Below are 12,484 nucleotides of genomic sequence, written 5' to 3'. Positions count from 1 at the left end.
AATACAGATTAACGAATCGATGCTTAAACTAAGAATGGATTAAATTGTTTATGAACAATTTAATCCATTCTGTATAGATCCCGATTTATTATATAGTTAAAATATTTCAATCGGTTCTTTAAACCCTCCTTGGTGATTAAGTTAACACAACCATAATTTTGTTCAAGTCGAAAGACATTTTCTAAAGGTATCCCTAGTACATGGCATAAGATTACTCTGTTTACCCCTGCATGTCCAACAATTAAAATTGTCGTTTCAACGGATTCGGAAAGGTATTCAAAGACTGGCTTCACTCTACCGTAGCAGTCAGAAAAACTTTCTCCCTTGGGTGGACGGTAATTCACGATATCCTTACCACGTTCTTTAAATTCTTCAGGATACTTAGCTTTAATTTCGGCGAAGGATTTTCCCTCCCAAACGCCCATATGCAATTCCCGCAACTCCGCACAAGTAGTAGGAATGATAGGGTGGGCAGAGGCAATGATCTCTGCAGTTTGTTGAGCTCTTAATAAATCACTGCAATATATGTTATCTATAGGTACTCGGCTAAATATTTTCTTCAATAGGATGGCTTGTTCACGACCAAGGGTACTTAGCGGCAGATCAGACTGTCCAATAAAGCGTTTCTCTTTTTCTAGTCCGATATCTCCGTGTCTTACTAAATAAATAAGCTTTCTAACCATGCTTCTTTATGCTCATTTTAGTTTACCGTTCTGATTCGACTCCCGCTGAACCTTAATCAGCTCGCTAAGAATGCTTACGGCTATTTCCTCAGGAGTTTCTGCCCCAATTTTCAGGCCGATTGGTGAATACAGCCTTTGCAAGGCTTCACAGGAAATTCCTTCTTCCTCCAATTCTTCAAGCAAGGCTTTAACCCTCTTCCGGCTGCCGATCATGCCAATATAGGAGGCTGACTGATTAATTACTTTGCACAGACACATTTTGTCATAACGATGCCCACGAGTAATAATGACGACAAAAGTTTGCGGATTGATCGTTATTTCATCTAAGGCACGTTCAAAATCATCACATATGATCTTATCAGCTGTAGGAAAACGATTCGAATTGGCAAAAGATCGACGATCATCGACCACTGTAACCTCATAGCCAACGATTTTGGCCATGGTGGCGAGGGGATGTGCAATATGGCCTGCTCCTAAAATCAACAATTGGACAACTGTAGTCGGGGTCTCCACCAAAAAACGGAATGTTGCTTTGTTTACGGTGGTATCACACGGCTCAAACTCAGAATCTAAACTAACTAAGAGCGGCTGACACCGTTTACCCCCTAATTTGATGCTCTCCAGTCCCACTCTCGTGAGTTCTTCTAAACCCAGATCACCTGTTACCTCCCCGTTATCCTTAACGAACATTTTTTTTCCTGCTAATCGCCCTTCAGTTGCCTCTATCACCGTTACGAGAACAGGATTTGCAGCTTCATTGACAGCTGACAGATAATCCTTCATGAGAGTGACCTGTTCCACTGGGCTCTGAGAACCTAAATATTCAATGAACAATCCCATGATTCCTCCACAAACCATTCCCTCCTCCTGGGCAATGTCTGCGGTCATATTCAAATAATGAACTTTCGGAGCGTGAGATGCTAAAACATTAAGAGCCTCCCGCCGCCCCTCTGCTTCTCCACATCCTCCGCCGATGGTTCCCACAGTCGTTCCGTCAGCAAACACTAACATTTTAGCGCCAGGCTTACGGGGAGTTGACCCCAGCACACTTATAATTGTAATTAGAGCCACATCCAAATATTTGTCACTCGCTTTTTTAAGCCCTTGGTATATTTCCTTTTCCATTAGCCTTGTCCCCCTAGATCAACCTTCCTTATTTCATGTAAAGGTATCTTAATAATTTGTTCTATTCTTGTCTGGATTCTTTCGGCGTTACTTAAGCGTTGCTTAATTTTCTCCGTTACCTCTTGATCGTTTTTATACTGCTCTACGGGGCCAGAAAATCTAGCCTGGAGTGAAATAATCTGGTCATCTATGACAAGCTTATCGGCCAAATAGACGATTTCTTTTTCTGTTATGGATGAATCACCCGGGTTCAGACAAATATCCGTATGTTCTGCAACAATTTCTGCTACCTTTGGGTAATTGACAAGCATTTCGGCTCCAACTTGGGCATGGTGGGGTTCACCTTTGGCCAAGTCATGTAACAGTGCAGCTGCCCTGATTAATTCGAGGTCCAAATTACTGCCAGACCTGATTAAATGGCTTCCCATTGCACTGCTTAACTGAGCTACCTGCTTGCAATGATTAAACACCTTTACAGACGTGTTAGCATTTTTTAAGATTGTATAACACTCTTCTTCTGTGGGGACTTGGGGATCGGTATCACCACAGTACTTCAGCATCTGCCGGTAATCCTCCGGTGTATCCATGTCGAGTAAAATACCCGGATCATCAACCTCAACATTGATGGCATCATGTTCATACTGTTCCAATAAAGCTCTCATTCCCCCCGGTTTATCCCAAGACATTACCTTGTTCACATAGCGGCTGGAAATTAAGGGGGGATGTCCCCTCATTCCCTGATAAGTTGGATAGATAATGCCGAACTCCGTTGTGAAGAACGTGCTCTGAAGCTTTTCCAAAGTCTCCCTGTTCACGATAGGATTATCGACCGGTAATAGGAAAAATCCTTTGACTGTTGGTAACAAGCTTTTAACTCCTGCTGTCACTGAGGAGAACATTCCTTCCGAAAAATTGGGGTTAACAATGGTCTGTACTCCTAATCTATCTAAGACTGGACACAATTCATTGGCCCGATGCCCAACCACCACTCGGATATCCTCAACCCCGCTCTTCAGAAAACTATTCACAGCTTTCTCTAAGACTGTGTCTCCCCCCAACGATAAAAGTGGTTTAAAGCGTTTCATTCGAAAAGAGTATCCTGCGGCAACTATGATCGCTGCTAAGAAATCCTCACCTGGTTTAGCAAGCAATTTAGGCACTCCCTCTCTTGTCTTGAATCTGTCGTTTAGCTGTACTTTTTCTAACTGTCACTTCAGAGCTTGAGAATAGATAAAAGAGCACCCTCAACCTGCCGCTCTGTCTGGCACCCTTTAGTACAGGGATTTTATCTAAAGCCAGTTGAACATTTCTTTTCGCTTCTAAGGAAACAGGTCCCTTTAGCTGAATATCGAGTTGTAAGTAGTTTGCTTTTTCTAGCAGGCTCTTTGTTAGGGACACCTCGAAATCAAGAACGTTATCAAGCGCAAACAAAACCTCATCAAAGTCTGCCATAGTTAAGAAATCTGCTGAAGTCAGATAAACCTTTTCTCTGGACTTTATTCGTTCCAGTCGCTTTAGTACCGTGTGGCAGGTACAAGGGCCTATCAGAAACCTAGAAATATCACCCGTACGATAACGAATTAAAGGCATAGCTGATCTGGTTAAAGTGCTAAAGACTATCTCGCCCAGTTGCCCATCCACAGCCGGCAGCCCTGAACTGGGATCGATAATTTCGATAAAGAGGTCTGCTTCTCTGAGGTGGTAACCACAGAAGCCCTCACATTCCAGTCCGCCTCCCAACCCCATCTCAGTCATGCCATAGTGATTAAACACCTTACACCCCCATGCCCTTTCGAGTTCTTCCACAATAGCCCAAGGTACATGGTCTGTACTTAATAAAACATTTCTCAAACTCAAAGAGGGAGTGTTGCCCTGGGAATCTTTATACCTCGCTAAACTCAATACTTGAGTAGGTATCCCTACTAATACGTTGATATTGTCCCGTTTAATTTGTTCTAGGGTGGACTCTGGATTCGTAACCAGACCATGGACAACCCCTGTTGCTCCTGCTCTTTCTAAACCTATACGCAATAAATCCCCGACACTTCCCGGTGTATCTCCAGGTAACATTATCAAAACCCTGTCCTCGGGCTTTACCAAGGTTAACATGCCATGTTGAAAAAAATCGATGGTCAATTCTTGATCCGCCTCAGTAAAGAACAAACGTTTAGGTTTACCCGTGGTACCGGAACTCTGCAAAGTGACGATCCTGTCGATCTCATTTTGAGGAACACACAAGAAATCGAGAGGATTATCCTTTAAATCTTCGGCTGAAGTAAAGGGCAGTTTTGAGATGTCTTGTAAACTTGACAGCTTACAATCTACTCCAGAGTACAAACGTTGATAAAATCGACTTTTACTGGTTACCAAGTTGAGTGTTTCTTGAAGTTTGCCCAACTGATAGTCCTCAATCAACTTTCGGGTTAAGACGCCTGAACTTTCTCCGGTAATCTTGTGCTTTATCCAACCCTCCAGGGAGGTGGTTTTGATGCCCAAGCCTATCTCTCCCTTCGATAAATTGAGTGCCCAAACTTATCCGTGAGGTTATAGGCGCAAAAAGGAATTAACTTGCCTTCAGGGCTTACCACATGTATGCAGCAATTCTTTAATCTGTCAATATCCAGATTCCACACGTCTTGAAAGGCCATACCGCTGATGGAAAAAGCATAGGTTTTTAGCTGTTGGATTAGATTATCCCATGAGTTATTAACGGGAGACTCAATTGTTAGCTTTTCTGCTCCTGACCACTGCCTGGCCACAAAGGTTCGTGTTTTTCTGGCTAATTCATCCGCTCGCTCTGGTCCGGCACAGCACGAATTATTGATAATTGCTTTCAAGCTGCCATCCTGTTGTCTCGTGAAGTTGCCGCTAAAAGAACAGCGTCCATTGTGAGGTTTCAGGTTGGCTGCTTTGATGAGTCCATCCGTCTGTTCCTCGATGGCTTGAATGACTTCGGGGAGTGTGATCCGGTCTTGATCCAGGGGTTCTTTAGGAATTCTCCCAAAATAACTGACAGGTTGAAAGTGCACCCCTCGGACTGCAGGAAGATTTTCCAGGGCAAACTTGATGATTCCTCCGATATTATGAGTGTTTATCCCTGGTATCAGCGTAGGTACTAACACAACCCCAATCCCATGTTGGGCACAGTTCTCTATCGCTTTGGCTTTAACCTCAAAGAGCCTGCGACCCCTGATTGCCTGATAAATCGAATCCTCTGTACCGTCAAATTGCAAAAACACGGAACTAAGACCAGCTTCCTTCAATCGGCCCACAAAGCCAGGATCTTCCGCCAGTCGCAAGCCATTCGTGTTAAGCTGGATGAAGTTAAAACCCAATGTCCTTCCCATCTCCAGTATTGCCGGCAAGTCATTTCTGAGGGTTGGCTCACCGCCGGATAACTGAATATTGACAGGGCCGCTGGCAGCAAGGACGTTTTTGTACCACCCTTCTATGACGGCCAAGGAAGGTTCGTCGAGCTCCGTTCCTGCATTAGCAAAACAAAATCGGCAGTTCAAATTACAACGCTGCGTAACTTCTATCAAGGCTGTACAAGTCGTCTTGTAATGATCTTCACATAAGCCGCAATCAAAAGGACAGCCTCTCTCAACCTGGGTAAAACACTCCTTGGGAGGGGTTGGAATCGTTGGTCTGACCCATAAATCCCATTGAGGGTTCCCCCGCCAAAGCAGAGTTCGATACTCCCCGTGTTCAGGGCATTGTTTCACCATATAAACCTTTTCTCCCTGAACCACTCTTTGCGCTGGAATCCTCTGCAAACATTCCGGACACAAACTCTCGGTACATGAACTTTCGGCCGTGGCAATTAAACATTTATCCATTATGTCCATATGCTATCCCTCTCTAACTGCAGTGAGCATCCTTTTGGGCGATTAGTTGAAAATATCCCATCTTCGCCTGCTTTAACGCAACCTGAACCAGGCTGGGCTCAACCGAATCTGCGCCTGAGCATGAGCCTAAAGAGGTCTTTAGCCAAAACTGGGTCATAGAGCCATGGGCCATGATTAGATCGACAGTCAGCTGGGTCAATAGGTTCGTATGATCCGTCCAATCAACGATCTTAAACCCATGTACGACAAGTTTATTAACGAATTGCTCCTTGGGTAACGCTCTTCGGATACAAGAGTCAATCTTGAGCTCCCGAAGCCCTTGGAGACCCTCAGGATTGCGTGCATATACATCATTTACGAGCAACCATCCCCTCGGTTTAAGCACCCTAAAAATTTCGTTTAGGACTTGATCCAGGTCTTCCATCACAGACAAGGCACATTCAGCCAACACTCCATCCATGTGGTTCACTGGAAAGGGCAGGTCTTCCCCCAGCCCTCGTATCAGGTTTAAGTCCGGATTCCTCTTTTTTCCACTCTCTAGCAATACCTCTGAAGAATCCAACCCTATAGCTTGGAGCTGATACTGAGAAACTAAACGTTCTACCGTTGCACCGCTGCCGCATCCTACATCCAGAACCCGTGCTCCCGTGAGCAAGTCACATTTTCCGATTCCCAGGTCGGTTAAAGCAAACCCGCCCGGTCTCAAAGTAACCCCTGTGGTCTGACTCAGCAGGTCACTCTCATACAATTTAAACGTATCATTTTTCATAGTCTTTAATCCTCGTCCATCGACTCAGGGTCTTCGGTATAGACCGCTAAAATTTCATATACCTTACTAAAGGTGGTTGAAACAATATTGCCGCATTGTACAGGATACTCATTGCCCTCATCCAGAGAGTGATCTAAAATTCCTGAGCATTTGATACTGCCATGGGTTTCTTCAAACCACTCCAGTAAGACATTAATCATACGGTTAATTTTAGCGTGGCTGAACTCGCTGGGACTCCCCTTCCCTGCGTTCAATCCTACTAAACATGCCCCCCCGGTAAGTGCACCACAGGTTTTCCCCGACCTGCCTATACCACCACATAACCCTTGCATTGCTTTAATTAAGTCAGAGTTTTCCTTTCCTTGTTCATCTAACCCGAGAATTAACATAATCTGACTACAACAGAATCCCTGAGTGGCTAATTGAAACAGGCGAAAGGCATCGACTGCCATTCTGCTCCCCCCTCTACTTATCCTCAAGGCTTTGTTCTACTTCAAACATTTTGCCTAAAGCCAGCTCTTCGGTGATCAACACCAAGCCGCAATTAAGGCATTTCAGTTCTTCAACTCTAAGATCATTTCCTAGATAGGTTATTTTTACCGTACCATGCTTTAGTTCACCACCACATTTTCCGCACTTCCATACGGGTTTGGGCGGCAGATTATCTGTCTTATTCATGGTTTCACTTCCTCGACAATTTCCATCCGGTGGCTATATGAGTTCAAGACTACAAAACCATTCTCTTGAGGTTGGTATTCAACCCAATATGTCACTCTGGCAGGGCGAAAATAGGCTAAATAGTTGTCGTTATCCGGATTGATAAATTTTCTTCCCGTGCCTTCCGCATGTTCAATTACCTGTTGAACATCTTCGAGCAAGATTAGTCTTTCTTCCATAAGCTTACTTATTTCTTCATTACATATTATTTTTATAGTCCTATAACCCCTTTCCTTTTCCTGCGGCGTTTGCCAGAATCTATGCAGTAACGTTCTTTTTAGTCTTGCCCGGTGCTCATGCCGTTGAGAAAATCCCGAATCAGGTCTGGTGGCAGCATTTTGCAGATCATCAGCAAAAATGAGATCTAATAAATGTAATGTACGCTTACCATGAGCAGCAAATCTATCTCTACACATGGCACAGTAGGCTACATAGTCCGCTGTGCTTTCTTTTATCCTATTTTCAACGATCTTCCGCGCAAGTCCCGGATTGGCGAAGGCTGTTAGGCCGCCAAAACCGCAACACTTAGTTAGTTCTTTACTATAAGGCAATTCTTCAATTTCACAACCTAGCCTGAGCAAGATATGGCGAACTGCTTCATGTATTCCTTGTTCATATCTAGTGGTACAGGGATCCTGTACAGCTACTTTCCCGTAATTTGTACCGGCCCCTTGAACGGGTAAGTCCATATCTTTTATTAATTCCCAAAGAGAAACAACTCCGGGTAATTTTTCCCTAAATATACTGTGACAGGTAGAACAGGCTACAATCAGCTGCGGTTTACCCAAGCTCTCCCATTCCGCAACCATCTCCTCAAAGCTGGTTTGAAACTGTCCCTGATCACCGCCCCAATGCGCAGGAGCGCCGCAGCAACGCAACATCAGCCCTACTCCTCCGGCAAGCTGTTCTGTTAAATAGGCATATACTTTTTCCACATGTTCCGGAGATGAGCCGCTCAATTGACAGCCTGGAAAGAAAACATATTTGCTGGAATCAAACCCTGGTTGATGTCTAGTCAAAGCAAATTGTTCACTGTTACTAAAAGCCATATCCCGCAGGGCAAAATCATGGGCAGACGGTGGCATTTTCCCTCTCCTAACCATACTTTCCCGGGATGCAAGACAAACCTGTCCCATGTCTAGATCATTCGGACATACTTCAGCGCACAACCCACACTGGGTGCAGGAATTAATCATCTTGTTGGCGTGGCGTGTGCCCATGACGATAGATTCGTTATTGTATATTTCCCGCAAATATTTTTTGGGATAACCACCATAGGACTCCAAATATTTGCAGGCTTTTACACATTCAAGGCATTGACAATTTAAGCACCTACCGGCTTCCCGGACAGCTTCTTCGCCAGTGTAACCCCCGGATTCATGACTCATGGGTACAGCAGGCAGGGATGGGATTTTGTTCAGGTTGACGAATAGATTCGATTCGAAGGCCCCTTCGCCATCGCGGGAGGCAGTTAGAGAGGCTCCTTGCAGGTACCTGTCGATAGATACTGCACCTCTCCGGCCATCAGCAACAGCATTGATTGGGGAATTATTGCCAAGCTGTCCACCAGCAAATACACCTGCTATTGGCGTAGTGCAACTTATCGGGTCAATTCTGCTATTCTCACCCAACAGTTCCAAGGCGTCTTCAGATTGTGCAGCAAAGCCAATATATAAAGCATCAAACCGTTCTTTTAGTTGAGACAAATCCTGTCGGGTTATTCCTGCATTACGCTCAATTGTCACATTTGGACGATTCAAAACTGAAAGTTCGTTCGTAATTACCTGAGCTGGAAGTTGTTGCTCTGGATGTTTCCACAAGTTTCCGCCCAAGCGATCTGATTTTTCAAACAGCGTAACAATGTACCCTTTTCGTGCTAGGTCATAGGCTGTAGTCAGGCCTCTTAACCCACTGCCAACCACCGCAACGGTCTGGCTTTTAGGGGGAACAGCTCCGACATTGGCAATTTTGGGAGCATGGTTTTCCAGACAGAATTTTTCTAAGTTAGAAATAGCTACGGTTGCTCCAACATCTTTACGTTTACACACATCCTCACAGGGATGGTCACAAATCCTGCTAATAATTCCCGGAAAGGGCTGTTTCTGCTGTAGTATTGATGCGGCGCTTTTCCAGTCTTGATTTTGAATGGCCTGCATCAGCTTACGAACATCTACATGGATTGGACACCCAGCTGTACAAGCGGGAGGATTTTCTTGGCTGCACTTACTTTCTAGCCTTCTCAGTTCAACCTGATCCATAGCAGCACCAACTTCTTTAATATTTGCTGTGTGGGTAACCACAGGGAACCTAAACTTGTTCAAACAATTTTTGGTCCCCTGTGGTAAAACTAATTATTACTGAGCCTTTAATCCCGCAAGTACTTTTTCAGGCAGGGCTGGTAACTTGGTAATCCTTACCCCGCAGGCGTTTGTAATTGCATTAATGATGGAAGCATGAGGAGAGGTCAGCGGTGCTTCACCAGCACCAGAAGCTCCAAAGGGACCATGTTCTCTTGGAGTCATAACATAATCGACGACAAGTTTGTCAGGTGCGTCTTTAATGAAGGGCAAACCGCAGCTAACCAGATCAATATGCTTTTTAAGATCTTCGAAATCTTCGCTGAGGGCCAAGCCAATACCTTGTACCATTCCGCCAAACATTTGCCCGTCAACGACTAGCTTATTAGCAAGGGTGCCAACATCAAATATTCCGTTCATGCCAAGAACCTTGGTTTTACCTGTCTTGACATCGACTTCCACTTCAGAGAGGAACGCTGCATACATATAAGTGGTGAAGGGGACTCCTTGTCCGGTTTCAAGGTCACAACCATTATACCCGGCTGGAGTGCTATATTTGCCTACAAAGTGGGTTGGTAACCCAGCTGCAACCTGTTCTGCATAGGTCCGGTAAGTTCCATCGGGTTTTTGAATTGCTTTTAACAGTTCTTCGCAAGCAATTTTGATGGCATTGCCGGTCATTACTTGCGAACGGCTGCCACCGGCAGGTCCGCTGGCGGGGACTTTAGAGGTGTCATTCATAACCAATTTGATTTGTTCGGGTTTAATTCCCAAGGGAAGCAAGGCCTCGTGGGAAGTAGCCAGTGTCCCCATGTCCGCACCTTGGCCGTGATCTTCCCAACCGTTGAAAATTGTGACACCGGTTTCAGTATAATCAGCCCAAGCCTCTGAACCGTCGGGGTTATCCAGACCGGCACCGTAGACGCCGAGAGAGATGCCTGCGCCGCGTTTCTTGTCGGCAGTGGATTCAGCTTCGGCCTTTTTCTTAGCTGCATCATAGAGGGGCTTAAGTTTATCCATTATTTCCACCATACTGTGTACGTCAGGCTCACTGCCGGTAGGAGTAGTATCACCAGGTCTGTAAACGTTTTTGTAACGCAGCTCAAAGGGGTCCATCCCTAGTTTTTCGGCCAGTTCATCCATCAATACCTCGGTTGCGAACAGGCTCTGCGGAGATCCGTAACCCCGGAAAGCCGAACCCCAAGCATGATTTGTGCAGACAGTTCGGCCATTGCTGCGAATATTAGGAATCATATAACCGGCGCCAATGAATTGGCTGCCCCGCAGGGTAACCAGATCACCAAACTCAGAATACGGACCATGATCGCAGCTCCAATCGGCTTCCATGGCAACCAGTTTACCTTCTTTAGTAGCCCCGTATTTAAGATTGATAAAGAACGGTGAACGTTTCCCGGTGTAAGTAATTTGTTGATAGTAGTCAAACTCCAAGAATACAGGTTTACCTGTAGCCAACGCAGCTACCCCTAGTAAGGCTTCTATGGTTGGGCTGAACTTATAACCAAAGGTACCGCCAGAGGGATTTTGTACGATAACCAATTTGTCTAGTTCCAGTCCCAGCCCCGGGGCAATCATAGCCTGATGGAGATGAATGCCGATGCTTTTGGAATGAATCACTACGCGGTCCTCTTCATCAATAAAGGCAAAACCAACGTCAGGCTCGATGGGCAGGTGGGGCTGGCGTCCTACATAAAAGTCGTCTTGAACAACTATATCTGCTTTTTCCATCAGAGGAGCTGTTTCCTCGCCTTTAATCACCTTGGTTTCCCAATAAACGTTAGGAGTTCCGGGATGAATCTCGATAGCGTCGTCTGCCATGGCTGCTGGGGCACTCATGTAGGCAGGGAGAATTTCCAACTCCACCTTAACTTTGTCAACTGCAGCTTGAGCATGCTCAGCGGTATCGGCCGCTACAATGGCGATGGCGTCACCAAATTGGAACACTTTTTCGTCGCAAAGGATCGGCCTGTCCCAACCATCCCCTTTGTTATTCGGAAAGGTGATTAAGCCGGTAATCCGGTTTTTGCCTTTGACATCTTTATGAGTGATAACTTTATATACACCAGGCATTTTTTCAGCTTCAGAGGTATCGATAGATATAATATTGGCATGAGAAACCTTGGCCTGAACCAGTTTCAACTGCAGAGTACCACAAGGCATTTTAACCCCTAAATCTGCGCCAAAGTCACAAGTACCGGTAACCTTGGCCAAAGCGGATGGACGAATGTAATTGCTTCCCCAGATAGAACCACTGGACGGCAGTTTTTCCCATAGATCTTCGGTCTTCATCTCGCCGCGAATCAACTTGGCTGCAGTCATAACCGCGTCAACCAAGGGTTTGTACCCTGTGCAACGGCAGGCATTTCTGTGTTTTTGGAACCAGTCGCGGACGTCTTCTCTTGTAGGATTGGTATTATCATCTAAGAGCTGTTTAGCAGATACAATAAATCCTGGACTGCAGAAACCGCATTGAGCAGCTCCATGGACCATCCATGCCAGCTGTACGGGATGTAAGTTATTCTTGGTACCTACGCCTTCAATCGTAGTAATCTGAGCATCATCGGCTACTCGTTTCATTTTTGTAACACAAGACCGGATGACTTTTCCATCCACAATGACAGAACAGGCACCGCATTGAGCTTTTCCGCACCCAATTTTCGTTCCGGTCATGTGCAGTTGTCCCCGCAACACATTTGCTAGGGTCACTTCACCATCGACTATCAATGTCTGAGGGACACCGTTAATAATGACATGTTTTTTAATCAATCTTTTTCTCTCCTTTTCTAAATCACATTTACTCTCTGTTCTGGTTACTTCATTAAGTCTATCGAGTTATTGTCTTGTCGAATTTCCAAACCTCCATTTCTTTTTCTCTTGTCATTAGCGACAATTTTTTAATTTGGTTTAGTTTGATATTATTTGTTCTACTTGGATATACTTATGATCTATGCAATATTCATGCCAATATTTCGACAATTCCATATTTGCCGATCCAGATGTATTTCCACACATAAAACAGCACTACTA

10 protein-coding genes are annotated in these 12,484 nt (G+C 45.0%); all 10 read right to left on the bottom strand.

Going from position 1 to position 12,484, the window contains the following annotated elements; translation table 11 throughout:
* Window positions 1-59 precede the first annotated feature (59 nt).
* Complete coding sequence (cobC, locus tag M8E35_RS10865; RefSeq protein WP_252468956.1) at window positions 60-683, bottom strand: alpha-ribazole phosphatase; 624 nt, start codon at window positions 681-683, stop codon at window positions 60-62.
* A gap of 12 nt (window positions 684-695) precedes the next feature.
* Window positions 696-1,808, bottom strand: a complete 1,113-nt coding sequence (locus M8E35_RS10860; protein ID WP_252468953.1) for an XdhC family protein — start codon at window positions 1,806-1,808, stop codon at window positions 696-698.
* The gene (locus M8E35_RS10855; RefSeq protein ID WP_289710783.1) at window positions 1,808-2,959 is read right to left on the bottom strand and encodes a DVU_1551 family NTP transferase; all 1,152 of its coding nucleotides are present in this window, start codon (window positions 2,957-2,959) and stop codon (window positions 1,808-1,810) included. The genes M8E35_RS10860 and M8E35_RS10855 overlap by 1 nt, the downstream gene beginning before the upstream one ends.
* Before the next feature lies 1 nt (window position 2,960).
* A complete protein-coding gene (locus tag M8E35_RS10850) occupies window positions 2,961-4,304 on the bottom strand; it encodes a DVU_1553 family AMP-dependent CoA ligase (protein ID WP_252468950.1) in 1,344 nt (447 codons plus the stop codon).
* 2 nt (window positions 4,305-4,306) lie between these two features.
* A complete protein-coding gene (gene trsS, locus M8E35_RS10845; RefSeq protein ID WP_252468947.1) occupies window positions 4,307-5,656 on the bottom strand; it encodes a radical SAM (seleno)protein TrsS in 1,350 nt (449 codons plus the stop codon).
* A 13-nt stretch (window positions 5,657-5,669) separates the two neighbouring features.
* A complete protein-coding gene (trsM, locus tag M8E35_RS10840; protein ID WP_252468944.1) occupies window positions 5,670-6,425 on the bottom strand; it encodes a DVU_1556 family methyltransferase in 756 nt (251 codons plus the stop codon).
* Between the two features lie 5 nt (window positions 6,426-6,430).
* A complete protein-coding gene (locus tag M8E35_RS10835; RefSeq protein ID WP_252468941.1) occupies window positions 6,431-6,877 on the bottom strand; it encodes a DVU_1555 family C-GCAxxG-C-C protein in 447 nt (148 codons plus the stop codon).
* Between the two features lie 13 nt (window positions 6,878-6,890).
* Window positions 6,891-7,103 (bottom strand): DVU_1557 family redox protein, encoded by a 213-nt coding sequence (locus tag M8E35_RS10830; protein ID WP_252468938.1) that lies wholly within the window; start codon window positions 7,101-7,103, stop codon window positions 6,891-6,893.
* Window positions 7,100-9,400, bottom strand: coding sequence for a pyridine nucleotide-disulfide oxidoreductase/dicluster-binding protein (locus M8E35_RS10825; RefSeq protein WP_252469178.1), 2,301 nt, complete (start codon window positions 9,398-9,400; stop codon window positions 7,100-7,102). The genes M8E35_RS10830 and M8E35_RS10825 overlap by 4 nt, the downstream gene beginning before the upstream one ends.
* 96 nt (window positions 9,401-9,496) lie before the next feature.
* Window positions 9,497-12,223, bottom strand: coding sequence for a molybdopterin-dependent aldehyde oxidoreductase (locus M8E35_RS10820; RefSeq protein ID WP_252468935.1), 2,727 nt, complete (start codon window positions 12,221-12,223; stop codon window positions 9,497-9,499).
* Window positions 12,224-12,484 lie beyond the last annotated feature (261 nt).

Source organism: Desulfosporosinus nitroreducens, assembly GCF_023897015.1.
GTDB classification, from domain to species: domain Bacteria; phylum Bacillota; class Desulfitobacteriia; order Desulfitobacteriales; family Desulfitobacteriaceae; genus Desulfosporosinus; species Desulfosporosinus nitroreducens.
This window is presented reverse-complemented; position numbering and strand designations above follow the sequence as displayed.

Bases quoted from the DNA above. Each gene is read 5' to 3' on its own strand.
- cobC (WP_252468956.1), bottom strand. From the start codon at position 683: ATGGTTAGAAAGCTTATTTATTTAGTAAGACACGGAGATATCGGACTA.
- M8E35_RS10860 (WP_252468953.1), bottom strand. From the start codon at position 1,808: ATGGAAAAGGAAATATACCAAGGGCTTAAAAAAGCGAGTGACAAATAT.
- trsS (WP_252468947.1), bottom strand. From the start codon at position 5,656: ATGGACATAATGGATAAATGTTTAATTGCCACGGCCGAAAGTTCATGT.
- trsM (WP_252468944.1), bottom strand. From the start codon at position 6,425: ATGAAAAATGATACGTTTAAATTGTATGAGAGTGACCTGCTGAGTCAG.
- M8E35_RS10835 (WP_252468941.1), bottom strand. From the start codon at position 6,877: ATGGCAGTCGATGCCTTTCGCCTGTTTCAATTAGCCACTCAGGGATTC.
- M8E35_RS10830 (WP_252468938.1), bottom strand. From the start codon at position 7,103: ATGAATAAGACAGATAATCTGCCGCCCAAACCCGTATGGAAGTGCGGA.
- M8E35_RS10825 (WP_252469178.1), bottom strand. From the start codon at position 9,400: ATGGATCAGGTTGAACTGAGAAGGCTAGAAAGTAAGTGCAGCCAAGAA.